Source organism: Pedobacter gandavensis (assembly GCF_032678745.1).
Lineage (GTDB): Bacteria > Bacteroidota > Bacteroidia > Sphingobacteriales > Sphingobacteriaceae > Pedobacter > Pedobacter gandavensis_C.
Genome location: NZ_JAVTST010000001.1, coordinates 1,025,324 through 1,051,678, shown reverse-complemented (window position 1 = coordinate 1,051,678; position 26,355 = coordinate 1,025,324). Strand labels below are relative to the sequence as shown.

At 37.6% G+C, this 26,355-nt stretch carries 23 protein-coding genes and 1 tRNA gene; 19 read left to right on the top strand and 5 right to left on the bottom strand.

Annotated elements, in window-relative coordinates; translation table 11 throughout:
* The first annotated feature begins 322 nt into the window (after window positions 1-322).
* The 5 genes from R2S10_RS04180 to R2S10_RS04160 are packed head-to-tail and all read left to right on the top strand — an operon-like array spanning window position 323 to window position 7,177.
* Window positions 323-3,130, top strand: coding sequence for a class I adenylate-forming enzyme family protein (locus R2S10_RS04180; RefSeq protein ID WP_316839185.1), 2,808 nt, complete (start codon window positions 323-325; stop codon window positions 3,128-3,130).
* Window positions 3,117-4,973: an AMP-binding protein gene (locus R2S10_RS04175; RefSeq protein ID WP_316839184.1), complete on the top strand. Its 1,857-nt coding sequence runs from the start codon at window positions 3,117-3,119 to the stop codon at window positions 4,971-4,973. The genes R2S10_RS04180 and R2S10_RS04175 overlap by 14 nt, the downstream gene beginning before the upstream one ends.
* 15 nt (window positions 4,974-4,988) lie before the next feature.
* Complete coding sequence (locus tag R2S10_RS04170; protein ID WP_316839183.1) at window positions 4,989-5,903, top strand: hypothetical protein; 915 nt, start codon at window positions 4,989-4,991, stop codon at window positions 5,901-5,903.
* Window positions 5,903-7,036 (top strand): MBOAT family O-acyltransferase, encoded by a 1,134-nt coding sequence (locus R2S10_RS04165; protein WP_316839182.1) that lies wholly within the window; start codon window positions 5,903-5,905, stop codon window positions 7,034-7,036. The genes R2S10_RS04170 and R2S10_RS04165 overlap by 1 nt, the downstream gene beginning before the upstream one ends.
* 3 nt (window positions 7,037-7,039) lie before the next feature.
* Window positions 7,040-7,177, top strand: coding sequence for a hypothetical protein (locus tag R2S10_RS04160; protein ID WP_316839181.1), 138 nt, complete (start codon window positions 7,040-7,042; stop codon window positions 7,175-7,177).
* A gap of 93 nt (window positions 7,178-7,270) precedes the next feature.
* Here the strand turns inward: R2S10_RS04160 and R2S10_RS04155 are convergent, their stop codons facing one another.
* Both R2S10_RS04155 and R2S10_RS04150 read right to left on the bottom strand, forming a co-directional pair.
* The gene (locus R2S10_RS04155; RefSeq protein WP_316839180.1) at window positions 7,271-8,053 is read right to left on the bottom strand and encodes a DUF2711 family protein; all 783 of its coding nucleotides are present in this window, start codon (window positions 8,051-8,053) and stop codon (window positions 7,271-7,273) included.
* A 116-nt stretch (window positions 8,054-8,169) separates the two neighbouring features.
* Window positions 8,170-8,787 carry a hypothetical protein gene (locus tag R2S10_RS04150; protein ID WP_316839179.1) on the bottom strand — a complete coding sequence of 206 codons (618 nt, stop codon included), beginning with the start codon at window positions 8,785-8,787 and terminating at the stop codon, window positions 8,170-8,172.
* Between the two features lie 246 nt (window positions 8,788-9,033).
* Between R2S10_RS04150 and R2S10_RS04145 the strand changes: the two genes are divergently transcribed.
* Together R2S10_RS04145 and R2S10_RS04140 are read left to right on the top strand one after the other, a co-directional pair.
* Window positions 9,034-10,356 carry an amidohydrolase family protein gene (locus tag R2S10_RS04145; RefSeq protein ID WP_316839178.1) on the top strand — a complete coding sequence of 441 codons (1,323 nt, stop codon included), beginning with the start codon at window positions 9,034-9,036 and terminating at the stop codon, window positions 10,354-10,356.
* 378 nt (window positions 10,357-10,734) lie between these two features.
* Window positions 10,735-11,187 (top strand): PepSY-like domain-containing protein, encoded by a 453-nt coding sequence (locus R2S10_RS04140; RefSeq protein WP_316839177.1) that lies wholly within the window; start codon window positions 10,735-10,737, stop codon window positions 11,185-11,187.
* 181 nt (window positions 11,188-11,368) lie between these two features.
* Here R2S10_RS04140 and R2S10_RS04135 read toward each other — a convergent pair.
* Window positions 11,369-11,441, bottom strand: a tRNA-Lys gene (locus R2S10_RS04135).
* A gap of 360 nt (window positions 11,442-11,801) precedes the next feature.
* Between R2S10_RS04135 and map the strand changes: the two genes are divergently transcribed.
* The 11 genes from map to R2S10_RS04080 all read left to right on the top strand — a co-directional run bounded on the left by map (window position 11,802) and on the right by R2S10_RS04080 (window position 23,074).
* The gene (gene map, locus R2S10_RS04130) at window positions 11,802-12,608 is read left to right on the top strand and encodes a type I methionyl aminopeptidase (RefSeq protein ID WP_316839176.1); all 807 of its coding nucleotides are present in this window, start codon (window positions 11,802-11,804) and stop codon (window positions 12,606-12,608) included.
* A gap of 215 nt (window positions 12,609-12,823) precedes the next feature.
* On the top strand, window positions 12,824-13,369 hold the full coding sequence (locus R2S10_RS04125) for an RNA polymerase sigma-70 factor (RefSeq protein ID WP_316839175.1): 546 nt from the start codon (window positions 12,824-12,826) through the stop codon (window positions 13,367-13,369).
* Between the two features lie 92 nt (window positions 13,370-13,461).
* Window positions 13,462-14,151 carry a hypothetical protein gene (locus R2S10_RS04120; RefSeq protein ID WP_316839174.1) on the top strand — a complete coding sequence of 230 codons (690 nt, stop codon included), beginning with the start codon at window positions 13,462-13,464 and terminating at the stop codon, window positions 14,149-14,151.
* The gene (locus R2S10_RS04115) at window positions 14,135-15,355 is read left to right on the top strand and encodes a hypothetical protein (RefSeq protein ID WP_316839173.1); all 1,221 of its coding nucleotides are present in this window, start codon (window positions 14,135-14,137) and stop codon (window positions 15,353-15,355) included. Before R2S10_RS04120 ends, R2S10_RS04115 begins: the two co-directional genes overlap by 17 nt.
* Window positions 15,356-15,436: 81 nt before the next feature.
* Window positions 15,437-17,824, top strand: a complete 2,388-nt coding sequence (locus R2S10_RS04110) for a TonB-dependent receptor (RefSeq protein WP_316839172.1) — start codon at window positions 15,437-15,439, stop codon at window positions 17,822-17,824.
* Between the two features lie 33 nt (window positions 17,825-17,857).
* Window positions 17,858-19,060, top strand: coding sequence for a DUF4374 domain-containing protein (locus R2S10_RS04105; protein ID WP_316839171.1), 1,203 nt, complete (start codon window positions 17,858-17,860; stop codon window positions 19,058-19,060).
* Between the two features lie 22 nt (window positions 19,061-19,082).
* Window positions 19,083-20,213 carry a PepSY-associated TM helix domain-containing protein gene (locus R2S10_RS04100; RefSeq protein WP_316839170.1) on the top strand — a complete coding sequence of 377 codons (1,131 nt, stop codon included), beginning with the start codon at window positions 19,083-19,085 and terminating at the stop codon, window positions 20,211-20,213.
* 406 nt (window positions 20,214-20,619) lie between these two features.
* Entirely contained in the window at window positions 20,620-21,249 is a 630-nt protein-coding gene (locus R2S10_RS04095; RefSeq protein WP_316839169.1) for a DUF6266 family protein, read from the top strand.
* Window positions 21,250-21,263: 14 nt separating this feature from the next.
* A complete protein-coding gene (locus tag R2S10_RS04090; RefSeq protein ID WP_316839168.1) occupies window positions 21,264-21,908 on the top strand; it encodes a DUF6266 family protein in 645 nt (214 codons plus the stop codon).
* Between the two features lie 31 nt (window positions 21,909-21,939).
* Entirely contained in the window at window positions 21,940-22,338 is a 399-nt protein-coding gene (locus tag R2S10_RS04085; RefSeq protein WP_316839167.1) for an energy transducer TonB, read from the top strand.
* A 244-nt stretch (window positions 22,339-22,582) separates the two neighbouring features.
* Entirely contained in the window at window positions 22,583-23,074 is a 492-nt protein-coding gene (locus R2S10_RS04080; protein ID WP_316839166.1) for a hypothetical protein, read from the top strand.
* Window positions 23,075-23,114: 40 nt separating this feature from the next.
* Here R2S10_RS04080 and R2S10_RS04075 read toward each other — a convergent pair whose 3' ends face one another.
* Both R2S10_RS04075 and R2S10_RS04070 read right to left on the bottom strand, forming a co-directional pair.
* Complete coding sequence (locus R2S10_RS04075; protein ID WP_316839165.1) at window positions 23,115-23,810, bottom strand: alpha/beta hydrolase; 696 nt, start codon at window positions 23,808-23,810, stop codon at window positions 23,115-23,117.
* Between the two features lie 64 nt (window positions 23,811-23,874).
* Window positions 23,875-24,864 (bottom strand): cyclase family protein, encoded by a 990-nt coding sequence (locus R2S10_RS04070; RefSeq protein ID WP_316839164.1) that lies wholly within the window; start codon window positions 24,862-24,864, stop codon window positions 23,875-23,877.
* Window positions 24,865-25,054: 190 nt separating this feature from the next.
* Here R2S10_RS04070 and R2S10_RS04065 point away from each other — a divergent pair, with 190 nt between their 5' ends.
* Complete coding sequence (locus tag R2S10_RS04065) at window positions 25,055-26,317, top strand: AAA family ATPase (RefSeq protein WP_316839163.1); 1,263 nt, start codon at window positions 25,055-25,057, stop codon at window positions 26,315-26,317.
* The last annotated feature ends 38 nt before the right edge of the window (window positions 26,318-26,355 follow it).

Genomic DNA, 26,355 nt, shown 5'->3' with positions numbered 1-26,355 from the left:
TTTGTGGCCTCAGTAGTTTTTATGCCCCTGGCTTTATAAAGTAACGGCCGTCTTAGTTGAGCTAAAGCTAAATTAGTTGTATTAGAACATGATAATTGAACACTTGATCAACAAAGATATTAATGGATCCAAGATATATTCGATACTACATAACCCTGATAGGATTGTTATTAAGAAAGGATTGTTTTATTACTCAGGGGCATGACTTTTATCTAGAAAGTTACAATAGGCGGTTAATTTTTTTAACTTTGAATTTCTATGAAAAACGAATGCAAATTTTGCAGTATTTATAGATTTTTTTATACTAATCTATAAAGAAGTAATGATCAATGAAGCTAATTCCTGTCTGAAAGAAAATAGGATTCGATTTGTACCTCAATTGGGGAATCTTTCTTTTTATAATGAGCCTGATATCTTCTTGCCTGAAGAGTTAGAAGAAAGAAGCAAAAAGATAAGCACAATGCTTGAAACTGAAAACCAGTATGAACTATTTTTACAACAAAAAAGACGTCGTCCGGTATATGATATTTATGCATGTTTTCATCCATTCAATGAAGCAACCAAAGCGCTTTATCCTTTCTTAAAAAAGCTGCAGCAACAAGTAAAGAAAGATGATGTTATTTTAAATTTATGGGACAGAACTGGCTGGTTGACAAGTCTTTTGGCTGGGTTATTTCCCTCCCAGCTTATCGTCACCACCTGGGAGGGAAATAAAGATGTACTGGGCTATAAAGGTTTTCATTTTTGGATGAAAGAATCTAAAAATGTAAATATCTTATTCTGCGATTTAAATGAGCCTTTGCCGCTTAAGGACAAAAGTGTTGCTTTTTCGGTTGGTATTGACACTTTTCATCGGTTCAATCAATCTTTATTATTAGAAGAGCTTACCCGGGTGGTTAAAGATGATGGCGCCATTATTTTCCCTCATGTACATTTGACAAATTCGGAGCCTGAGCCTTATTTTGATAGGGGATGCAAGCAAATACATGGTAAAGACTATGAAAGCGTTTTTAACTGTTTGTCTCAAGTGACAGATTGGAAAGGATATGTTTTTTCAGAGCCACAGCTGTTTATTGAAAATGATATGCTTAATTCTTCAAACATTCCAGTAATATCTACCCCTCATACGATTGATTATAATGCATTATTGGCCATACTACCTAAATCATGGGCAGATGAACCTTTAACTTCCTTTTCTATGAAGGATATGCAGTCTATTGGGGAGGCGAGGATTTTAGTGAATTTATTGTTGAATATTGACCTGAATCAACAAATTGTCTATGTGGATCATACTCATTTGGGTGGTTCGGTTGGTCATTTACTGGAAAGGCATCCAATTTATATAGAACGCATCAGAAACCTGGATAATTACCGATTATCTGACCTAGTTGTAAAGGTAATCTATTTAGCTAAATTAGGGTACACTGTAGATGAAGTCTGCACCAAACTTGGGCTGAAGCAAAGCGATCTGGTTATCGAATTAGAAGTACTAGAAAAGCTGGGATTATTACAAGTCTTACCAATTTCATATGATGGTATTCGATTGCAATATTACCTCATGTCTCAGGAATATATAACACCGAAATCAAAGCAAAACTTAAAAGCACTGTGGCGACATTCTGTTGAAAATTTCAGTAAAAGAATAGCGTTGATTTCTTTGCAGGATCAAAGTGAATTTACTTATGAGGACTGTGATGAAATCATAAAAAATATAGTAACTGCTCTTTTTAACAGTGGTTTGAAAAAAGGAGATAAGGTTTTGATATGCAGCAATATAAATACGGAGGCTATTCTGTTATATTGGGCATGTATGCAAACTGGACTTGTGGTTGTACCTATAGGAACCCACTTAGTTAAAGAGGCTGTTTCTTATATTTTACAACTCAGTCAGGCTAAGCTGTTTTTTACTCATCAATTATGCTATGATGAAAATACAACATTAACCGATAGTATTCCTATTATCATTTTTGATGAAGAGGAGCAAAGTTCAAATGGTCTCTATTTTTCAGACTGGTTAGGAGATGTAAATATAGCTTTAGATGATATTACGGAGGTAACGGTTAATGATGATGATGAAGCTGTGATCCTATTTACGTCAGGTTCAACCGGAGTTCCTAAAGGTGTGCAGTTATCACACGGTAATTTGCATAGAAGCGGCCAGTCAATTGCAGACACTTTTAATTGGAGGGAGGAAGACCGGTTTTTCGCCATGGGTGGCCTGGATACGATGAGTGGTTTGCGGAATGCTGCTGTTGCAGCACTTCATGTTGGTGCGAGTGTTGTTATTCCCAGGCAAAACGCAATTGGTAATTTATTTAGTATTGCAGAAGAAATTAATGAAAGCCAGGCTTCTGTGATGGGAAGTAATCCCTCATTATTGCGACAATTAGTAAAGCATGCAGGGAAAATTGAAGGGCAGTTGGGGAGTGTTAAAACCCTGATGTGTACGGGAAATAATTTAACGGACACGCTAAGGGCAGATTTTAAGGCTGCCTATAATTTGCCAATATTAAATTATTATGGACTAACGGAAACAACTGGTATTTGTATTTCGGAAAGCTCTTTTGATCAAGTAGTTGAGGGAATAACTATTGGAAAATCAGTAGATTGTATTGCGCAGATAGTTGATGAGGATGGAAGGGTAGTCCCTCCGGGTGAAGTGGGTGAATTAAGAATTTTTAGTGAGAACTTGATGGAAGGGTATTTCAAGCAACCTGAGCTGACCTCTAAAGCGATTAAAGATCATTGGTTTTATACGCAGGACCTAGCCAGATACACCATAAACAAGAAGGTTCAACTTATAGGCAGAAAACAGGATATCGTAAAAACATCCTCAGAAGAAATCATCTATTTAACGGAAATACAACAATTTATAACAGCAACAGGACTGGTTTCAGATGTCGCAATATGTGCTTACATGCAGGAAGATATTGAAAAAACAGCCGCATTTATTGTTCTTAATGATGCGCTTGTTTTAAGCCCATCGCTATTGAAGCAGCAAATCCGAAGCCTGATACTTGAAAAACTGGGAGCACAAAAGCTTCCTCATCAAATACATTTTTTACCAAAACTTCCTTATTCGGATAATGGTAAATTATTAAAAAATCAACTCATCAATGAATTACAATAATATTAACGATCTCTTTGAAGTACTTTCAAATGATGCGACTTCTAAACGGTTGTTCGCTGAAATCAATGGAAGAAAGATTACCTATCGGGAATTAGTAGAAGATATCAGGAAACTCTTTACTTTTTTTGAGCAAAAAGGATTGCAAAAAGGCGATCGTATTGTTCTTTCTACTAAGGATGAGTATCATACCTCACTCTTTTTTCTGGCGTTTCTCCGCTATGGAATAGTTACAGTTTTCCTTGACCCTGATGTTCCGGCAAAACGAGCGATCGCAATTATTAAAAAAGCAGCACCTCAAGGGCTAGTCATGGATGAAGGACTGTTTTTAGAAAGAGATATAAATGAAAGCTTAGCCATTTTCCAATTAAAGATTAAGAAAAAGGAGCAAAAGAAAGGCTTTCTTTTCAAAAAATTATTAGGAAATAAAAAAGCAGCTACGGCGATCGAGGCTACCGACTTTCCTGCCATTCTTGAGCAGCTGAGCACAAGTGTCCTTCCCTTGAAAAAAATAGAGGCGGAAGATTTTGCCTATATTCTATTTACCTCGGGAACAACGTCTAAACCTAAAGGTGTAATCATTACACAACGCAATGTTTTTGCGCATCTAAATACATTGACAAATGTTTATGGCTTAGATGAAAATGTACGGTTGTTAAATATATTAATGCTTTATCATGCTGATGGTTGCATTCAAGGCCCTCTGCTGGCAATTTACAACCAATCTACCTGGCTGCGTCCTTTTAGTTTTGAATTGTCCAAAATTGACGAACTTTTCCATGCTATTTATAAGTATAGAATTACTCATTTTATAGCTGTACCAACAATTCTATCCTTTATGGATAAGTTTTCCGAGGGCTTTGAGGATAGTTTTCAAACGGCTGATTTTAAATTTATCATATCATGTGCTTCTAAATTGGAAAGTAAGCTTTGGCTGGATTTTGAGGAAAAATTTCAGACCAAATTGCTAAATGTTTATGGGTTAACAGAAACTGTTGCAGGGTCTTTGTTTTGTGGACTTAATGCGCAAACTCGGAAAATAGGAACAGAAGGTATTCCGGTAGATTGTGAAGCAAAAATTATAAAAACGGATGGAACTGATGCTGGTGTTAATGAAACCGGGGAGTTATATTTGAAAGGTGAACATCTGTTTTTTGGATATTTCCAGGATCTTGAAGCAACAGAAAAAGTGCTGAAAAATAATTGGTTGAATACCGGTGATCTTGCTTTCAGAGATGATGATGGTTTTTATCACATTACAGGTAGAAGTAAAAACACGATTAATTCAGGAGGCATAAATATTTATCCGGAACAAATCACTGAAATGGTAAATACGCATCCGACTATTCTGGAAAGTGTATGCCTCGGTATAGCTGAGGAGACCTTTGGTGAAAAATTAGTTTGTGCCTATGTTGTCAGGCCGAATCAAACATTAGAAAAGCTAAATCTTATTCATTTCCTGCGTCCTCTCTTAGAGCAGAATCAAATACCAAAAGAGTTTTATTTATTTAGCGACTTGCCTAAGGGACTTTCTGGAAAGGTACAGATTAATGAAATCCGCGAATTAATCCTAAAACAAAGCTCAAATGCTTCTTCTGTAGATAGTGATACTTATGAAATGATCATCAAAGAAGTGGCTTCAGAGGCCTTTGGTGCAAGTATTGAGGATATATCCAGTTTAGATAATTCACATACTTTGGAAGGCTGGGATTCAATGGGGCATCTGGTTTTTATCACTTCTTTGGAAAAACGTTTTGATGTTTCCTTTTCAACACCAGAGATGCTAACCATGAACAGCCTTGTTGGTGCCAGGAGAATTTTGATGAATAAACTAGGTGTTAATTAGAGCAGTAACGTTTCGATGAAGACAAACGGACCACCACTAAAAGTATGGTTTTACTTTTTCTTTGCTTTTTTCGCTTTTCAAATTATAGTCTATTGCTATGTGAAACCAAAAATTAAAAAGGTTAGCTATAGTGATGATAAAACAATGGAAAGCGCATTAAAGGATTTAAAATCATCCGATGAAAAATCGATAAAGGTTGTTATTATAGGCTCCTCTCTTGTCGGATGTGGAGTCGAATGCCGAGAGGAAATGAATTCTGCTATCAGCTCTCAAAAAGCCCCTTTAGTACATTTAACCAAAGTTTGGGGGAGCGGTGACCCTTATTTTAGAATGATTGAAAATGATAAATTGTTGGACAAACTAATAGAAATCCGTCCTGACTTAATTTGCTTTCAAACTGAACTTGTAGCTGTTAATTTTGATATAGTTGATCCGAATTTAACAGGTTTAAATCAAAGCCTTATTATTACGTCATTGTATAATAAGATGGCAATTAATTATCTCCGCCAGAATCCTGACGCTAACAAAAATGTTCCCCGGAATGGCCAGCAATGTGTGCCAGATAGAGAGGATATAAAAATGGACACTACTAATTATAAGCCAATTAATAGATCAGTAAAAAAACATAATGATATTAAATTTGCTTTTAATGATTTAAAAAAGCTTCAGCGTGCAGGGATAAAAACAGTAATAGTAGATTTACCAAAGCCTGTGAAAGTTGAGGAGAAATTTTTTAATACTCCTTTTATGGGGCAACTTCAACAGGTTTTAGACATGTACCAGCAGCAGTTTGGTATTGAATATTGGAAATACACAGGACAGCCCATGTATTATAGACATTTTATCGATGGAGGCCACCTAAATAAAAGCGGAAGACACATTTATACGGAATGGCTTCTGGAAAAAATTAAACAAGAAAAAGTTCTTTAATGGAATTGGTACTCACAATTATTTCAATAAGCATTCCTCTTCTTATTTTAGCCTGGCGCTTGCCGGAAAAATGGCAGTTATTGTCTATTGCACTAGCTACGGCTGTCTTTTTAGGCTTTGTTTCTCCAATCTCCCTAATCTTACTATCCGTCACAACAACTTTCAGTTATTATATATTAAAGCATTTTTCAGCCTCTACCTGGTCTGTATTATCAATAGTGATTTTGATGGCAGCTATATTTTTGTTTTTTAAACTAAAATATGGCATATATTTCAATTTTTCAGAAAATCGCATTTTGCCTTTAGGACTGTCTTATTATTCCTTTCGCCAAATACACTATGCTGTTGAAGCCTACAAGGGAAAGCTTCCCAGGCATACATTTATTGATTATTTGAGCTATCTGTTTTTCTTGCCTACTATTTTTGTGGGACCAATAAATCGTTTTCAGCCCTTTATGAAAGATTTACAAAGAAGAAGATGGGATAGTTCTTTATTTTCCAGTGGATTAGAAAGAATTCTATATGGACTGGTAAAAGTATGTTTTATTGGGAATTTCCTGATGAGTACAAAGCTAAATAATTTTGCGCTTAGCATTACCGAAAGTTATACATGGCTTAGTACTTACCTACAAATGTTCAAATTTGCTGCAAATGCTTATTTCCAATTTGCTGGATATTCAGATATCGCTATTGGCTTGTCCTTGTTGTTCGGTTTTAATATTATTGAGAATTTCAGGTATCCTTTTTTGGCCGAAAATATCTCCGATTTTTGGAAAAGATGGCATATTTCATTATCAGAATGGTGCAGAGATTATGTTTTCTACCCATTTTTGAGTATTACTCGTAATGCTAGGATAGCCATAATCCTTTCTATGCTGGTTTTGGGGATTTGGCATGAAATTTCTATTCGCTATGTGCTGTGGGGGGGTATACATGCAGTAGCAATTAATATTTGGTACCGATATGATGGGAGCCTGATGCAACAGAAATTAAGTGAATTTCCAATTTTCCAAAAAGGACTTGGCATTTTTATCACACTCAATTTTGTAATGCTAAGCTTTGTCATTATAAAAGAGGATACGCTGACAGAGGCTTTAGAAACGTATAAAATATTATTCTTCCTAAAAAATTAACTTATGTATAACTGGTTAACTTCTAAAATTGGCAAAAATAGTGCTGCTATTGTAATGATCCTTTGGTATTTTTTGCTTGCTTACCTCGTTGTATTATCTTTTTCTTATGAAAATGGTCGTTTCAAATATGCTGAATGGTAAAGGCTATGAATTTTGTCTTTTACACTGGCCGTTTTTTTGGAAGGGTTACCTATTCTATGAAGTGTTAAAAATCTAATTCAACATTATGGGTCTTTAAAAATCCCAATTATGCATGGTGTCGTTATTACAATAAAAGCCTTCAAACTCAAATTCAGGTATAATATAATGGAGTAATTCGTGATCTCCACAAATTAAAAAGAAGAAACTATCCCACTCTATGGTAAAAAGTAATGACCGATCAATAGGGAAGAAGTACACATATCCTCTTACCTGCAATACAAATTCTGAAAAGGTAAACTCAGATATATTCAGTGTTTTTCTGTCCTCAAAAAATTCATCAGTCACGACAAGCTCTAATTTTCCTAGCGCAGTTAAGCAATTATAGATCTTAATTAAACTTAAAATTTCAATACGTCCTTCAGTGGGAAGAAAAATGCAATTTTTATTACTGAAGTCGTCAAGTATCTTGTTAAGATCTTCTTTTTTTAAATCCTTTCTTAGAGCGCCAATTGATGTTCTTAATGCAAGGTTAATCTCAGATAACTCGCTAAAGCCCCCATGTTCTAATATATATTGCCAGGGTACGATTACCCCATCCTTAATTATCTCCTCATTAGTTGGATAATTAGGATTTTGAGTATAAATCACCCGCCCATCAAAAGGTTCTAAATTTTTGAAAGTGTCATTCTTCTCCTGAAGTTCTGTAAGGCTTATGATTCTTGTAGGGCTGACTTCAAGCTCTCCTTGCTCATTGTTGTTCAGCTGAAAGAAAGGAGAAAAAGCAATGAATACACTGTCAAAATAGTCGCCAAAGTGTTGTTTTAATGTTGACTCATACTCAGGATATAAGTGGTTTGTATCAAATATGTTGTCCATTGGTTTTAATAAGACTGATTTTGAAGATAATTACAATTTGATATCCAAGTCAAAGATATAAATTTCGATTGCAATATGCCGAAATGGCTAAATAGGTCAACGCCTCGGTGTATAGATTAATTTATAATGGTAATTTTACCCTCAAAGCATCTTATTAATTCTTCAAGTCCCTGTGTCAGTTTCACAACATTGATTTTAAAAGGAGGCCTTTCCCAAGCTTCAAATCGATGTTTATCATTAAATCTTGGCCAAAAAACTGAATCATAATAGTAATCCCAAGCTTTTCTTATGTACTTGTTATCTGCTAACGGTTTTAAATGTTCGTTGTTATCATTCTGATGAACATAGTCTCCAAACAAATTAATGAAATTCGTTAATCCTTCAAGAATTTCAATCTCAAAGTTTTGAACTTTAACAGCACTATAAATTTTATTAATATCATAAATTGTAACCTCACTGGAAACTTGATTGTCGAAATCATTTAGCCAAATATTAAGGTTCTCAAACTCATTAATCAAAGCATAATTTTGAACAATAATATTTTTCAAATCATTTAAGGAATGAGTGGCAAATATCTGACCTGTTGTGAATGTGAATAATTTATCTGTACTTTCCTTATCAGTATCTGTGTACCATAATAAATAAACAGGTACTTTATCAAGTAGAGGACAGTATTTTAATATCCAGACATCAGTGTTTTCTTTTAAAACAGTAGCGCCTTCTTGAGTCTCCATTCATCTAATTGTAGATGATAAAGATACAGATTACTAAGAAAAGTAGCTATAGAAAAATTTTACGTTAAGACCTCACCATACTCGAACACAAAATGTAATCTTCCCTAAAAACAGCTCACAGAAAACATCTATAAGGATGGTTTTGGCTTGTGTTTAACAAGGGAAAACGACTCTGTATATTTTACTGCTTAGGCAGATGTATTCTTTTTTTGTAGTATCTTTCGATATGACCTAATCCTGTAATTTATGAAACTCAAATCTATTGCAGTGCTTTTTTTCATCAGCACATCCATAACTATTGCACAGACAAAACAAACCCTTATTGAAAATGTCAGACTGTTAGACCTTAAAACAGAGTCACTTACTGAACCGATGAATGTCTTAGTTTCCGGTCAAATCATTCAAAAGATAAGTTCATCTCCTATAGTAGTGAAGGACATAGATGTAGTGAAAATTAATGGCAATGGTAAAACCTTAATACCTGGTTTTATTGATGCTCATGTACATATGGTATTTGGTGCGCTAACTAAGGCTCAAATGATGTCACCAGATATGACCGAAGAGGTTTTAATAAATAGTGTTGGCGCATCTTCGCAACAAATGCTGATGAGGGGATTTACAAGCGTCCGTGATGCCGGAGGTCCAATCTTTCCATTGAAATCGGCCATCGATAAAGGTAAAGTTGTGGGTCCAAGAATTTGGCCTTCCGGAGCAACCATTAGTCAAACAGCAGGACATGGCGATTTTAGAACACCAGACGAACGTTCACGCCGGTTCTTCGGGAAGCCTTCCCGTGCAGAACAAATGGGAGCCACCTTTATTGCCGATGGCCGGGACGATGTACTTACCGCTGTTAGAGAAAATTTGCGCTTCGGAGCTAGTCAGATTAAGCTAATGGCGGGTGGAGGAACTTCTTCAGCCTATGATCCGATTGATGTTACTCAATATACATTAGACGAAATGAAAGCCGCGGTAGAAGCAGCGGAAGACTGGGGAACTTATGTAATGGTGCATGCCTACACACCAAGAGCAGTACAACGTGCCGTTGAAGCAGGTGTAAAGTCTATAGAACATGGTCAAATGCTTGACGAGGAAACTCTAAAATTACTTGCCAGGAAAAATGTTTGGTTAAGCCTTCAAAACTTAATGGACAATAATGATAATATGGATGAGCAACGCAAAGAAAAACGTAAACCTGTATTAGATGGACAAGACAAAGTTTGGCCATTAGCTAAAAAACTAGGCGTAAAATTGGCCTGGGGAACAGATTTTCTTTTTGAACCAGAACTTAACAAGGATCAAAACAGTTATATCCTTCGACTTCAAAAATGGTTTAGCAATGCAGAAATTCTAAAAATGATTACACAGGATAACGGTGAGTTGTTACAACTTTCCGGACTTCGAAGCCCATACCCGGGGAAAATTGGCGTAATAGAAGAACATGCCTATGCCGACCTATTATTGGTTGATGGCAATCCACTAAAAAATCTATCCTTAATCACTAATCCAGAGAAAAACTTTTTGTTAATTATGAAAAATGGACAGATTTTTAAAAATACTTTGAGATAGCTTTCATCACCCAGACCATTTCCAAATCTTTTTTACTGAGATACTCTTCAATAGTATATTTAACAGACAGGTCTGGCATTATACATCTTCAGTTTTTGTCATCAACATCACTAAAGCTGAATGGCAATGGTGGGACTTACTTTTATCCTATTGCCATCAGTAAGGAAGGAAAACGTACAGATTTTAAGAGCTTTGTTGAGATTAAAATACAGTGATCGAAAAAAATAGAGCAAAAACAAAACCAGAACTATAGTTTTTTGTTTATTCGGAGTAGTGTATCATTAATGGAAAATTTCCCTATGCACAAATCTTCCAGGTTGAAAAAGGGAAATTCAGACAAGAAACAGGAAGAAGACTAAATAATATGTTAAAGAAAATATGAAAAAATTAATTTTTGCAGCAACAGTAGTTGCGATGGCTGTTACCACAATATCTTGTTCAAAAGAAGACAAGCATTCAGAAAGTATAATTCAAAAAAGCGAGTTGCCTTCAGAATCCAGAATATTTATTGATACTTATTTTTCTGGAAATGAAATACTAAGAATAGAAAAAGACACTAAAAGTACAGACGAATATTACGAAGTTAATTTTGTTGGAGGAATGAGCGTTGATTTTGACCAATGGGGAAAATGGACAGAAGTGGACGGTAACAACCAAGCTATTCAAACGGGATTTATCCTTCCAACTATCGTAGATTATGTTAAAGTGAATTACGCAACTTCCGCTATTGAAAGCATTGACAAAAAACCATACGGATTTGATGTGGAATTGTTAAACAATATCGAGTTACGTTTCAATTCAACCGGAGTGTTTTTGGGCTTAGGAAAGTAATGATTACAAGATGTTCAGTTTGTAATTACCTGCTCAGTAGTTGAATATGGGCTATTCGGTGAATTGGGTGGATTTTCCAAATGACTCACCGAATAGCTCAATTTTATACGAGAATAGCTGCAATTTTTGGTGCTCCTTAAAATGGAAAAGGCCTTTAATCATACGATTAAAGGCCTTTTTGTGATCCCGCTGGGATTCGAACCCAGGACCACTACATTAAAAGTGTAATGCTCTACCAGCTGAGCTACGGAATCAATTATTATTTCGTTGTTTGGTATTGCAAAGATAGAAATAATAATGTAAAAACGGCCTTATCGCTATCAAAAACATTGATTTTACTGGTAATGTGCTGTAGACTAGTTAAATAATTTTCCAATTATTTTTCATTGAGTCAAGGTTTTCTAATTTCCCGGGAAATCATTGTTTAGAGCCTTAAAACCCGCTTTTATACCAAATCATTTGATGATAAGCGCTTTATCTCATTTTTCCTGAAATTACACGGATATGTATAATAATTACATAGAAATCTCATACTTCCCATATCTTTGTAATTCTAAACAAAAAAACAAATCTTCTGAATCAGCCATAGGGTTGTTCAGTGTTAAATATTAAAAATGAGTATGTATAAGACGGATGAGGAAGTTGAGATTCAACGCGAAAGTTGTTTATTAGTAAGTGCTACAATTACAGAAGTGGCAAAGATTCTTAAACCAGGGATCACCACGTTATCACTTGATGTAATGGCAGAGCAATTTATCAGGGACAATGGAGCGATTCCATCTTGTAAAGGTTACCATGGTTTTCCATATACCCTGTGTATTTCAATAAATGAGCAGGTTGTTCATGGATTTCCAAGTGAATATATCATCAAAGAAGGCGATGTAGTTTCAATTGATACTGTAGTTGCAAAGAATGGTTTTCATGGCGATCACGCCTATACCTTTATCATGGGAGAGGTGGATCAGAAAGTATTGGACCTGGTTCGAATCACCAAAGAATCACTTTACGTTGGAATAGAGCAAGCAGTAGTGGGCAACCGTACCGGCGATATTGGTTATGCAATTGAGCAATATACCAATGGACAACATGGTTACGGCGTAGTTCGTGAAATGGTTGGTCATGGTGTAGGTAAAGAGATGCATGAAGATCCTCAGATTCCAAATTACGGTAGAAAAGGAAGTGGTAAGAAACTAACTGAAAACATGGTGTTGGCAATTGAGCCTATGATTACTTTGGGTAGCCGCCATATCTTTACTGAAGAAGATGGCTGGACAATCTCCACGGAAGACGGTTTACCGGCAGTTCATTTCGAACACAATGTATGTGTAAAGAAAGGCGCGCCGATTATCCTTTCCGACTACCGTCCAATTGAAGCTGCAGAAAAAGCAAATGCAAATCTAAATAGCAGCTATTACAACTAGATAGAAATAGTTAAATTCAATCATATCGCAGCGGCCGATCCAGGAAACAGGATTGGCCGCTTTATTTTTAGCGCAGTTTCCTAGAGCTAAACGTTGTAAATCGCAAGGATAAAGCCCAAAACCTTAAAAACAATAGCCAATCCTAGCAGAATAAAATATTTTGTTTATAATTAGTCTAAATAGTATATATTTGCGGCAAGCACTTAAATCTAATTTTGCCAGCAAACACCAACATACCAGTAAACGATACGCCAACCCGTATCAATAGACAAACTTTTGAAACCATATACAATATGTATTGGGACAAGGTTTACGCGGTCTGTTACAACAATATCAGGGATATGGAGCCGGCAAAAGAAATGGTTCAGGACATCTTTAAATCACTTTGGGAGCGAAGGGCTGAGCTGGAACTGGAAAATGTAAGCAATTACCTGATCCGCGCGGCAAAGTTCAAAACATTCGAATACATCAGGAACAAAGTTAGTCGCGAGAAACACATCGGCATTAAATACCAGGGCTGTAGCCATTCCTCAAATTGTACAGAAGAACATGTAAACTACAATAACCTCAAAGAAAGTGTCAATCTGTTAGTAGATACGCTTCCTTGTCAGTGTAAAAAGGTATACCGGATGAGCCGGGAACAGGGGATGAGTAACAAAGAAATTGCGGTTGCCTTATTCATCACTGAAAGAGCCGTAGAATACCACATTACCAAAAGTTTAGCAGCGCTCAGACTCAGCCTCTCCAATTATTCTGAATAAAAATAACTTTACCATTACGGAAAACGCGTTATTATGCTACTTATATTTTATATAAGTTTGTAACCCGAGTAAAGCAGGCTTTAAAAACCGAAATGAACATCAGCAAAGACCTCATCGAAAAGTACCATAGAAATGAATGCAACACAGAAGAACGTGATGCGGTGGAGGCATGGCTATTTTCCAGTCATACGGATGAGGGATTGCAATTGCCATTGGGCGAATCTAAAGCCGCACATAAAGCAGACATCTGGGCTGGAATTGAGGAGATCCTTCCAAAAGAAAACCCTATTGTAATGTCTTCTCTTGCTACTCCTGAAAAGCAAATGGCCTTACCTGCAGCAGGTAAATCAAGCCCAAACTTTTGGATGGGCGCAGTTGCGGCTAGCCTGGTGATCGGATTGGCCGGATTAGGTGTGGTACAACTCCAAAGAAATAACCAGCAAAGAAATGAGGCCTTGGTATCGGTCAACAATACCTCTACTATAAATGTTCATCACCTCGAGGTAGACGATTATGCCCTTTCTGTAGGTAGGAGTACTTCTGCTAAAATAGACAACCTCACTGGGGTGGTTAATCTTGCAGGAAGCATACTCATTTCCCCTAAAAAAGATGTAACCCTTAGCTTTGAAGGTAGTCCTGAGAAGATCACTTTCAAAAAAGATCAAACTTATATCATACTCAAAGGCAAAGAAGGAAAGGATAAGATCATCGTTAGCGAAAAGAACCTGATGGATCTTCCTCCGATACTTCAAAAGCAAATTATCAATGAATTCAATATCTAAACGCCTTCTCTTTTTTCTATTGATACTGTTCTCCGGCCTGATGGGATGCACAGAAAGTGCTTTAAGCCCTAAAAATGGAGAACTCAACAAGTACAGCATTTACATTTTAGGGAAAGACGGAAAGGAATACCTGATAGAAACCAATCAGCTGGATTCAGGCTTGTTATTGCCTGAGCGCGATGGTGTACCATTGAATACCAAAGAAATGGACCGCAGTGTGATCGTTAGAAAGGGCTTTTATTACCATCTCAACAGGAAAAAGGCAGCCTTGGTCAAATACGCGGTTAAGGAAAATCAATTGCAGGAAATTCAGTCGATACCTTTAGCAAAGTTTTCAATTGAAAACTACCAATGGCTGGGAGGAGATACGCTATTGCTCACCGGATTAGCTCGCCCGGATTTTAAGCAGGTGAAATACTTTCTCCTTGATGTGGCTACGATGAAGCCCATCAATGAAGGCAATATGGAAATTCCAGTACCTGCCGGAAGGTTCGATAATACGTCGGTAGGTTTTGTATCGCGACAAGCGGCAAAGCTATTGGTCGGTTATACCTACCATCAGCAAATGGGCGTTTCAGACTATACCACCAGTGATACTACCTATATAACTGAGCTGAATTACCCGGAAATGAAGGCGGTAAAAACTAGCAAAGACACACGTTCTACTTATCCAGGAGGTGTAAATACGGTTCAATCTTCCGCTTTTAAAGATGCGAAGGGCGATTTCTATTTTATGGCTTGCCCTGGAATAGCTTTAGGCAACCGTCCGGAACTCCCAACAGCGATAATGAGCATCCGGAAAAATACCAGCATCGCAGACCCTCATTACTTTTTCAATTTGTCTTCCGCAATCGGAAACCATGCCTACGGAATGTGGTCGCTGGGAGGAGATAGAGCGATGGTAAGGGCAGAGCGAAAAGACTTGTTCAAAGGTCTTGGTGATCATTACAGTACCCCTCATTTTGAATTTTATATCGTAGATCTGAAAAATAATAAAGTGCTGGAGAAACTCGCAGTTCCTCTGGATAAAGGAACAAGAAGGGAATGTGTATTGTTAAAGGATCACATCGTATACCTCTCTGTAAATTCCTCATTAGAAGGTAATTTTATCTGGAAGTATGACCTTAAATCCGGAACCCTGACCAAAGGTGCTGAGCTTGGCGGAAATACAGATTTCATCCTTAGAATTGATCAGCTGAGATAATTCTTTATCTTTTTTTCAATCTCAGCTTCGGGAATATTGTGCTTATGCTACTAACAGGTATAAATGCACAATATTAAAATAATGACCCACGGAAAAATTCTACTACTCATTCTCTTCAGCACATTTTCAATTAGTGCTTATTCACAAAACACATCGAGTATCTCAGGATATGTAAAAGACGGCAACGAACTGATTACAGGAGCCTCGATCTTCCTGAAAGGGACAAAGCAAGGCGTTGTTTCAGATGGTCAGGGACATTATGAACTGAAAAATCTCGCAGCAGGCACCTACACCATCAGCATTTCCTTTCTTGGTTACGAAAAAGACTCGAAACAAGTCCTGCTAAAAGCCAATCAGCAACTTAGCCTTAACTTCTCCTTAAAAAAGGACCAGCAGCAATTACACAATGTCAACATCAACGGAAAAACGAAAACCCAGCAGGTAAAAGAGTCGGGCTTTGCCGTAAACGCCATTGAAACGAAGAAATTTGCCAATACAACTGCGGATCTGAACCAGATCCTGAACAGAAGTACCGGCGTAAGGATTCGCGAGCAAGGCGGATTAGGTTCCGATTTCAAATTCTCTATCAACGGCTTATCCGGAAAACAAGTCAAGTTTTTTGTGGATGGGATCCCGATGGATGTGATGGGAAGCACGATGTCTTTAAACAATATCCCAGTCAACATGGCTGAGCGACTGGAGGTTTACAAAGGTGTAGTGCCGGTACAACTTGGTGCTGATGCAATGGGTGGTGCAGTCAATGTGATTACCAACCAGAAAGCAAGCAATTATCTGGATTTGAGCCATAGCTACGGTTCTTTTCAAACCAACAGATCATCATTAACCGGACAGTATGTTCATCCTGAAACTGGATTGATCATTAAAGGAAGCGGATTTTTCAATTCTTCGGAAAACAATTACAAAATGAAAGACGTGGATCTAGTAGTGGGTGGTGTAAGAGAGGGGAACTTTATTTCTGATGGGAATGGCGCAGAATACATCAAAGGAGATGCAAGACGTTTTCATGATAACTATCTTTCTGTCCTCGGACAGGTAGAAGCGGGTGTAACCAATAAAAGCTGGGCAGATGTACTTTTCATTGGTGGAGGCTATAATGAAGGTCGCCAGGACTTACAAACCGGCTTCGATCAAAATACGGTTTATGGTCAGGTAAGACGTAGCAATTACGCCAAAAGTGCCACCATACGCTATAAAAAGAACAACCTCTTCACAGAAGGCTTAAACCTAAGCGCATTTGCAGCACGTTCGCAAGATAGCTACAGAACTGTAGATACCACTTTCCGCAGTTACAATTGGGATGGTAGCTACCAGGAAAAAGGCCAAACGGAAATGGGTAGTAGCATCAAAACCATTAACAAGATTATCAGACCACGTACCTATGCGATGGCTAACCTGAGTTATGTGATCAACCCTCAGCATTCGTTAAACTTGAACTACACACTTGATCATTTGAAAAATGAGAACTTTAACCAGTTGTTAGTCGGGAAAGACAGTCTGCCGGGAACTATTAACAAGCAAATCATTGGTTTTGCTTACCAACAAAATCTGCTCGACAATAGATTATCCAATACCTTTTTTGGTAAGTATTACCACCTCGGACTGGAAAGGGCCAAATACATCAACAATCGTTACACCATGCAGGATACCACTTTCTCTAACTTCGGTTATGGTCTGGCTTCCAGGTATAAAATCACGGAAGGAATCGGGGTTAAAGCTTCTTATGAGCATAGCTACAGATTGCAGGAAGCCGAAGAGATGTTTGGTGATGGCTTAAACCTTCAGGGAAACCCCGACTTAAAGCCAGAAAGTAGTCACAATATAAATCTTGGTGCCTATTACGGCTTCCAGATTAACAAAAGTGCTTTCTTCTTCGAAGCCTCAGGGTTTTATCGCAATGCAAAGGATTTTATTTTCCCTGTACCTGATGTTCGTTCCAAATTGTTGAAAAATGAAAACCAAAGTAGTGTACGTATCACAGGATTTGAATCAGAAGCCAGATACAGTTATGCTGATTTGTTGTCATTCAGTGTCAATATGACTTATCAAAATGCGATAAATACCACAAAGACCGGTCAGACGGAATCCTACTATATTGAAGGAACCAATGGGGATAAAATGCCTAATCAACCCTGGTTATTTGGGAATGCAGACTTTACCATCGGACAGGACAACCTGTTAGGAAAGGACACCAGATTACAGTTCAACTGGTTCACTCAATATGTAAACTGGTTCTACCTGACCTGGGAAAGCAAAGGAAATCCGAATGGAAAATCCGATATCCCAACACAATTTATCCATAATGCCTCCCTAAGTTACTCCCTGCAAAAAGGAAAATACAACATCTCTGCAGAGTGCAGAAACCTAACGGATCACCTGGCATATGACAATTTTAAACTGCAAAAACCGGGAAGATCATTCTCAGTGAAATTCAGATACTTCATTCAGTAATTAATAGATAATCAAAATATTACCATCATATATATGAATACATTATTTAAATACCCCGCCCAGTTATTAATGTTCGTAATGCTCCTGATCGGCATCAGCGGATGTGAAAAAAGAAACGTAGGAAATGTCGAAGCAGGCACTAAATACTCCGCGATTCTATGCGTTGGTAGCTGGCCAAATATCGCTTATTACATTTCAAGTATTCCTTCCTTAACCAGTGGTACAATTAGTCTGAAGGGCAATGGAGCAGAGATGACCGGTAAGGTGTATGCCCAGGATGTGATCCAAAGAGATGGTTTCTATTATCATTTGAATTCTGCCAGCGGACGTTTGGGTAAATACCATGTGGAGAATGGAACGCTGATCATCGACAAAGAGATTCCTTTCGCTTACCTGAACTGGAGTTCTTATGCCTGGGCCGACAACAATACCCTGGTTATTTTTGGAGAAGGCAAGGGAGAAGCCCGTTATACGGTGCTTAAAGTGGATAACATGACCTATAAAAGCGGGAAACTTAACCTCAATGCGATTCCTAATGGATTTCAGCAGTATAGCTTCGGATTTGCGCAATATAGAGACAGTAAATTGTTTTTAGGATATGGATTTGGCTCTTCAGACTGGTCACAGTTCCCAAATATGCCGGTTTACCCTAAATCTTATGTGGCTGTAATTGACTACCATACGATGGCAGTTGAAAAAAGTCTGGAAGAGAGCCGCACAACTGGTCTGGGTAGTTCCAATGTATATGCACCATCTTCTTTTGTGGATGAAAACAATGATTTGTATTTCATTAGTGACCCCGTGTCTGGTTACGATTACAAATCTCCATCTGTGATGTTCCGAATCAAAAGCGGAAGTACGGAGATTGATCCGGCTTATTTCTTTAATTTTTCCGCATCGGCGAATAATGAAAAAGCACCAGCCATGTGGTATATCGGCAACGGAAAAGCAATTGTTCGTTCTAGAATAGATGGTGAATCTATAGACGCGGATCATTATTACAGGTTGATTGATGTAAAATCTGGCGCGATGATCAAGAAACTGGAGCTTCCTGCAGATAAAGGAGAGCGTATGGTGAATGCAGTGATCGTAGAAGATGGAAAAGCTTTTATCGCGGTAAATGCTGCCGACAGAGATTATATCTGGCAGTATGACCCTAACGCAGATCTATTGACAAAAGGTGTGGAGTTTGTAGGCGGTATCGACTATATCCTGCGCATAGAGAAATTGAAATAATTGAAGATCCTATTCCTACTAAATGACTTTTAAGAAAATAAATGCCTGGGTTCACCTCTGGTTCGGAATCGCTTCCGGAATCGTGGTGGTGATCCTGGGCATCACCGGTTGCATCCTTGTTTTTGAACAGGAAATCAGAAGTATTTCCTCACCATGGTTCCATGCGGAGTCAAATGGAAAAGCGTTATTACCTCCATCTAAAATTCAGGAAGCTGTACTTAGATCACTTCCTCACAAAGAAGTACATTCAGTTTGGTATCATGGCGAAAACCATACGGTTCATGTTACTGTTAATTCGGACTCTACAGTTTATGTAGATCCTTATACGGCTAAAGTTGTAGCCATGGTAGACCATGAAGACTTCTTTCATATCGTAGAAGAAGGTCATTTTTACCTCTGGTTGCCCAAGGAAATCGGAGAACAAATCGTTGGATGGGGAACCTTCATATTTTTCTTTTTGCTGATTAGTGGTCTCATTTTATGGTGGCCAAAAAGATGGAATAAGAAAAGTCGTGATCAGGCTTTTAAAATCAAATGGAAGGCCAGGTTTAAACGCATTAACTATGATTTGCACAATGTATTGGGCTTTTATTCCATCATCATTGCCCTGCTACTGGCATTCACGGGTTTGATGATGAGCTTCCAATGGTTCAATAAGGGAGTGTTCTGGATGTCCGGAGGAATCGATCAGCCTAGAATAGAGGCGATTTCAGACACTTTGTCTATGCCCCAGACTAAAATGCTTGTCCAGGTAGATAAAGCCTGGCATAAGGGCATAAATCAACTCGCAGAGCATAACCCAAAAGATATCATTGTGAGCTTTCCTGAAAAAGCTTCTGAAGCGATTTATGTTTGCACGGACATGTTTAGTGGAACCTGGCGCGATGTTTATCTGGATCAACATACTTTGGAGGTATTGCCAGCCTCTAATAAAAAGCTGCTGGATGAAAACTTTGCCGCATTGATCCGCAGGGTAAACTATGGTGTTCATGTAGGGGCCATTGGCGATTTACCCACTAAAATACTCTTTTTCATCGTCAGCCTGATCTGCGCTTCCTTGCCAATTACCGGTTTTTACATCTGGTGGGGCAAACAGCGTAAATCCCGTAAAAAAGGGAGAAAGATCATAAAAAACACTTACCAGCCCGCATAAAAGCTTCAAGGTTTTTTGCTGCTCAAGGATTTCCCCTCATTTAACCAGGTTATAACGATCCTTTAGTAAAGGAATAGTAAGGCCTTGGGATGTTGTTGCCATACTATTGGGATGTTGTTGGGATGAGGTTGGTATGTTCCTGAATATACCAACTACATAGCAACTACATCGCAACAACATCCCAACCCCCTGTTATACCCTTAGTATACCCTTGCTAATTCTTTTGAAAAATATCTAATCATTCAGCGAAATATTCTTAGAATGTTTATATATTTAATGAATTGATTTTTTGTCGTAAGAATTTAGTTTTGCTACAGCCGCTCTCGTTTTCTTTCAATCCTGATACTTAAGGACTAATTTTTATTGCTGAATCGTAGTTTTTTATAGAATTTAAAACACAGGTATTATGGCGGTTAATAGAAATGGTTTCCTTACTGGAAAGGTAGGGGGAATGGTAACTTATCCTTTAAACGGTGTGTTGGTGACCCGGGCCATCGGAGTAAATACAAATCCACCAACTCTGAAGCAGTTAAGTGTAAGACAGCGGACAGCCCTGGTCAACGATTTCCTAAAACAAGTAAGCGAATTTACCAGTGTGGGTTTCGAACTCAATGCGAAGAAGGCAAAGAAAAGGGCCTATGCTTTGGCATTTGGTTACAATTGGGGATTCGGCGTAAAGGGAACCTATCCGGATATTCAAATCGATTTTGAGAATTTTCGACTTTCAGAAGGGCAATTGCCATTGGTGAATGATTTTGAGGTGGTAGTGGAGGAGAAAGGATTGAGGTACAACTGGAACGCTGATACTACACCCGATGGCGCACATTGGTCTGATCAGGTGATGATGCTAGCCTATTTTCCAGCCTTGAAAAAAGCATTTTACTGCACCGCAGGCGCAAATAGAATCAATGGAACAGATTTACTTCCTATACGCTATGAAAATAATGAATTGGTAGCTGAAACTTATCTTGCTTTTATATCAAACGACAGAAAAAGGATATCAAATAGTATTTATACCGGGCAGCTGATCTGGTAAACAAAAGAACAATCATGGGAACATATCAAGCAGGAGCCTTTGGGCCTTTCAGTGGGAAAATAGGATACGTTGTTGCAACTAAATGGAAGGGTGTAAATGTAGTGAGGAATTTACCCCGTAAAAGCACAAAGGAACCGGGTGTTGGACAGTTGCAACATCGGGACAAATTTGCTTTCGTCATGATGTTTGTGCATCAGGTTTTAGAATTGCTGGTTATAGGCCATAAGAATGTTTCCGGCAAAGTAAATGCTGAAAATATCGCTTTTAAATATCTTTTCGCTCATGCAGTGAAGGGGGATCATCCAGATTACAAATTGGATATTGCGCAGATACAACTGAGTACCTGGTCTAAAATGGATAGGGTGATGCGGCCTAAAGTTGTTTTAGCAGCCGAGCAGGAGGTTCAGCTGAGCTGGGTAATGGACGAATGGGCAAATAGATATACCAGTCCGCAGGATTTGGCTTATATTTTACTTTATAATCCCTCAAAAGCCGCTGCAGTAGTGTCTTGTGGTATGGTAAAAAGGGAAGCCTTGCAGGCTGATCTGTTTGTTCCGGCTTCTTTTGAAGGGGATGTGGTACATTGCTGGATGTTTTTTGCCTCTGAGAACGGGAAGTTGGTTTCGGAAACGAGTTATGTAGGGGAGATAAGTTGTTAAGGATGTATTATAAATTGAATTTTTAAATAAGATGAAACGCTTTTTTTTATGCCTGATATTAGTTTTCTTTATCCAGGGTATTTCCTGGGCTGGCAATCAAAATATTGATGAAGAACGCATATATACTGAAACTGAGGTAGATTTAAAGCCGTCCTTTCCTGGAGGTAATTCAGCAATGAAAGCTTTTATTCAAAAGAAACTCAAATGGCCAAATGAGTATGGCAATAGCGGAAATGTAATCGTATCAGTAGTCATTACAAAGAAGGGGCGTATAATGAATAGCAGGGTAAAAAGGACTTTATGTACTTTTTGTGATCTTGAGGCAATGCGGGTGTTAAAGAAAATGCCGAGATGGTTACCAGGGAAGTTAAATGGTAAACGAGTTAATACAGAGGTGCAAATACCAATAAGATTTGAAATAACTATATGATGATCTGGGGCTCTAACCATCCAAAAGCATTCTATATTTACAGACTATCAGATTAGCCTAGTCACAAAATGGAATATTTCAGCCATAAGGAAAGAAGAAGGCGTTAATGGGAATTGGCTTGATAGGTGAGGAGTATAATAATGAGGCTAAAAAATATATGTAATGAGTTATGATGAAATAGAGATGCTTTTATTGGGGACTGCCATTCTTTTTTTTAGTATTTGGCTAAGATTTTACGAATATTATGCTTATGAGAGTTTTTTTTATTTTGTTGGGACTTCTGGTTCTTTTAGATTCTTGCACCAATAAAACTGGGGTAACATCTAGTACTTTTAATGAAGTCGATGGTTTACTATATTACGAAAAACCTGAGACCGGATCTGTGGTTTATGCTGTTTTTTTACCATTTTCTAAAAAGAATGTTAATTTGAATCTTAAAAATTTAGACTCCAATGACTACGAAAATGGAATAAAGTTTAGTACGGCGAACAGTATAATCAAGGATCGATTATATTTAGAAAAGAGTCAAAAGCTTATATTGAAAGCTGGAATTAATCGTCAAGTTTACCTCTTACCGCGCGCAAAAATATATTTTCATATTGAAAAATCAACATTCCCAGAAGATACGGGCATGTATGAAAGTATACAATTAGATACATTGGTATATATGGACAAGAAATTGAAGTTCAAATATAGGTTCGGTTGGATCACTCTAGATAGTATAAAAGTTGACTAACTTTTGATATGCGAATTTGATATCATTACGGATCTAGGTTCTAATTGGTTATTTGGAAATTAATAATCTCCATTATTTCTTTAGCGTTCCCATAAACCATAAAATGACCGCCTCCTTTAACGATATGGTCAGGTCTTACAGTAAACCGAATGGGTAATATATTATCTGTAGTTCCGTGAATATGTGTCATATTTAAAGGCCGTTCTGTATTTCTCCAGGTAAGAATACAGGTTAGCGCCCATTTTATAAAATAGGGGTCACTATCAAGCACAAGTTGTCTTAATAGCTTACGCTCTTCATCAGATTTAGCTCCTAAAAATCTCAAGCCCAAATTGTTATTTGTTTTCAATAACCCGGTTGGTAATAATTTTTGTAAACTAAGATTCCCAGCCATTCTGTAATACCAGGGTAGTTCTTTAAAGGTTGGGGTACTCGAAATTAAAAACGTGTGTATCGGATTTAGTTGCTTAGCTATTTCAGTAGCCAGCATTCCTCCAAATGACAGTCCTACAAGGTAAAAAGGGCTAGAGGAATCAATATGTGAAGCCAGTCTGGAGGCATAACTTTTTAAAGATTCATTGTTTTCCGGACTGATCCAATCTAAATGAACAATATTGAAGCTTTCAGGAAAAACAAGTTTTCTGAAAGCTCGTCTGTCAGCACCTAAACCGCTAATAAAATAGATTGATATTGCCATCTTTGATAAAAGAGCTTCTTGGAAATTTAAAAGTATCACAAAGAAGCTCTTTTATTAATTGATATCCTAAAGTAATATCAATATATGGCTATCAGATATTTAACTAATTTATAGCCACAGGATTGATGTTGACCTGTGTTGAACCCTTATAAAGCGGTTGTCCTAATACAAACAGAAACTCCCAAACCTTGTCTTGCACCAAAGCCCTACTGTCTATCAGTTCCAGGTTATATATTCCGCGTTTAGCCAGCATATACTGATTGATAGGAAACTCCTCGTCACTTTTCGGATTTGGGTATACCTCAGACGCCCAGGTGTCGCCACCAAAGGCAACGATTCCCTGATTGGCCAGCCATTGTGCTGCTGCCATGCCAATACCCGGTTCTGTTTCAAGGAATTGCTTATTGTCTTTTCCGATAAGTTCCAGCCATCCAGTGTTAAACAGCACCACATCGCCTTTACGTATTGTTATACGCTGTTTTTTAAGTACTGCCTGAATATCAGCAACGCTAAACTCAGTGCCACCAGGAACAATCGCTTTTCCATAATGTGCGGTCATATCTAGTACCAGACCACGACTTACAATAGGAGGTACCTTTTCAATGCCCAATCTTGTCACACCTTCGACAGTTACAAAGTCGGCAGCCTTATTGCCATTATAATAAACATTGTCGATGCCAATATGTCCGATGCCATTAAGTTGAGTACCTACTCCAGTCCATCCGTTAACCAGTTCGTCGTTGAAACTGAACTTATTTGGTCCCATGGTTTTTCCAGCTTGTTCTCCAGGCTGAATGTTGTACAGGTTGAAAGTACGGTGACGAAAGGCAGGCAGGTGTTTATCAATAGGTACTGCTAATGGATAAGTTTTACCCTTTTTTACCAGTTTAACCGCTTGCAGCACCGTTTCAGGCGTTAATAGATTTGCTGCACCAATCTCGTCATTTGCACCGTAAGCAGAGGGATACCAGTCTTTATTTTGGCTTTGGGCATATAATGGATCCCCGCTTGACAGTAGTAATCCCGTCAACCCGGTTATCGCTAAGAAACTTATAGTCTTTCTTACTCTTGCCCCTGATTCTTTGTATTTCATTTTGATGTTTTTTATAGCGATCATATCATTAATACGTTAATGAATTCTAATCGCTTTTGAATTAATGATACAAAGTTACCAGGTTATAGTCTATTATTAAAATAACCTAATTAATGGTTTGGTATTATAATTATGATACTGATCTTTCCCATAGTCAACCAGCTGACAATAGGAATTGAGAAAGACCATAATGGCATATTTTTTAGTAAATTTGAAAGAAAAAGTAATTATACAAATGAGCAAACTTAAAATCAGAAATTTTGGTCCTATACGAGACGGTTATCAAGAAGATGAAGGATGGTTTGATATAAATAAGGTAACTGTATTTATCGGGAACCAAGGCTCAGGTAAAAGTACTGTCGCTAAACTATATTCTACTTTAAGTTGGATTGAAAAGGCATTGGTTAGGGGAGATATCAGAGAAAAGGATATTCTGAAAAAAGGACAGTTTTTATATCATTGCTCTTTCCAGAATATTGGTGATTATTTTAAACCAGAAACATTAATTGAATACATTGGGAAGGCGTTTCATATTTATTACAGGAATGGAGACGTAGCAATTAGTAAGAATGAGAAAAACGGATACTCATTTCCAAAAATTATGTATGTGCCTGCTGAAAGGAATTTCATTAGTGCAGTTCGTAATGTTAAGAATCTTAAAGGTTTAGCAAATACACTTTATACTTTTTCTGATGAATTCATTAAAGCAGTAGAAGACCTTCGTAGTCCACTTGATTTGCCAATAAATAATGTGAAATTTGAGTATCAAAAGCTAAATCAACTTTCTTCAATTGTTGGGGATGATTATAAGATTAGATTGTCTAATGCTTCGAGCGGGTTTCAGTCTCTGGTGCCCCTTTATATTGTAAGTAAATATTTGGCGGAGACGCTTAAGAGTAAAACGAATCATTCAGTTCGTGAGCTGAGTATTGAGGAAGAAAATCGGATAAAAAATGAAATTGAGTTGATCCTTTCCAATGCAAATTTATCTGAAGAGGTTAGACAGGCTTCTTTGGAATATTTGTCATCAAAATTTAGTTACTCGTCTTTTATAAATATCGTAGAAGAACCAGAACAGAATTTATACCCTTCATCTCAACAACATATATTGAATAGCTTACTGGGCTTTAATAATATCGATATTAATAATCAGTTGATAATTACCACACATAGCCTTTACATCATCAATTATCTTACTTTAGCTGTAAAGGCTGGGACCTTAAAAGGTAAGCTGACTGAGAACGGAATTGAAAAGTTAAATGAGATTGTTCCAGTCAAGTCCACAATTAATGCTAATGATTTAATTGTCTATCAATTAGATGAAAAGAATGGAACGATCAGTAAATTAGATACTTATAAAGGACTCCCGTCTGATGAAAATAGATTGAATGAAGAGATGGGAGAAAGTAATGAGCTTTACGCCCGTTTATTAGAAATCCAACAGGGGATATGAGTCTAGATTTTTCAGTACTTAAATGTCAGACTTCCTCA

Coding starts and splice junctions, on each gene's coding strand:
- R2S10_RS04150 (WP_316839179.1), bottom strand. CDS start 8,787: ATGGAGACTCAAGAAGGCGCTACTGTTTTAAAAGAAAACACTGATGTC.
- R2S10_RS04170 (WP_316839183.1), top strand. CDS start 4,989: ATGAAGACAAACGGACCACCACTAAAAGTATGGTTTTACTTTTTCTTT.
- R2S10_RS04160 (WP_316839181.1), top strand. CDS start 7,040: ATGTATAACTGGTTAACTTCTAAAATTGGCAAAAATAGTGCTGCTATT.
- R2S10_RS04095 (WP_316839169.1), top strand. CDS start 20,620: ATGGCGGTTAATAGAAATGGTTTCCTTACTGGAAAGGTAGGGGGAATG.
- R2S10_RS04175 (WP_316839184.1), top strand. CDS start 3,117: ATGAATTACAATAATATTAACGATCTCTTTGAAGTACTTTCAAATGAT.
- R2S10_RS04155 (WP_316839180.1), bottom strand. CDS start 8,053: ATGGACAACATATTTGATACAAACCACTTATATCCTGAGTATGAGTCA.
- R2S10_RS04140 (WP_316839177.1), top strand. CDS start 10,735: ATGAAAAAATTAATTTTTGCAGCAACAGTAGTTGCGATGGCTGTTACC.
- R2S10_RS04085 (WP_316839167.1), top strand. CDS start 21,940: ATGAAACGCTTTTTTTTATGCCTGATATTAGTTTTCTTTATCCAGGGT.
- R2S10_RS04115 (WP_316839173.1), top strand. CDS start 14,135: ATGAATTCAATATCTAAACGCCTTCTCTTTTTTCTATTGATACTGTTC.
- R2S10_RS04070 (WP_316839164.1), bottom strand. CDS start 24,864: ATGAAATACAAAGAATCAGGGGCAAGAGTAAGAAAGACTATAAGTTTC.
- R2S10_RS04080 (WP_316839166.1), top strand. CDS start 22,583: ATGCTTATGAGAGTTTTTTTTATTTTGTTGGGACTTCTGGTTCTTTTA.
- R2S10_RS04120 (WP_316839174.1), top strand. CDS start 13,462: ATGAACATCAGCAAAGACCTCATCGAAAAGTACCATAGAAATGAATGC.
- R2S10_RS04105 (WP_316839171.1), top strand. CDS start 17,858: ATGAATACATTATTTAAATACCCCGCCCAGTTATTAATGTTCGTAATG.
- R2S10_RS04065 (WP_316839163.1), top strand. CDS start 25,055: ATGGCATATTTTTTAGTAAATTTGAAAGAAAAAGTAATTATACAAATG.
- R2S10_RS04100 (WP_316839170.1), top strand. CDS start 19,083: ATGACTTTTAAGAAAATAAATGCCTGGGTTCACCTCTGGTTCGGAATC.
- R2S10_RS04165 (WP_316839182.1), top strand. CDS start 5,903: ATGGAATTGGTACTCACAATTATTTCAATAAGCATTCCTCTTCTTATT.
- map (WP_316839176.1), top strand. CDS start 11,802: ATGAGTATGTATAAGACGGATGAGGAAGTTGAGATTCAACGCGAAAGT.
- R2S10_RS04090 (WP_316839168.1), top strand. CDS start 21,264: ATGGGAACATATCAAGCAGGAGCCTTTGGGCCTTTCAGTGGGAAAATA.
- R2S10_RS04110 (WP_316839172.1), top strand. CDS start 15,437: ATGACCCACGGAAAAATTCTACTACTCATTCTCTTCAGCACATTTTCA.
- R2S10_RS04180 (WP_316839185.1), top strand. CDS start 323: ATGATCAATGAAGCTAATTCCTGTCTGAAAGAAAATAGGATTCGATTT.
- R2S10_RS04145 (WP_316839178.1), top strand. CDS start 9,034: ATGAAACTCAAATCTATTGCAGTGCTTTTTTTCATCAGCACATCCATA.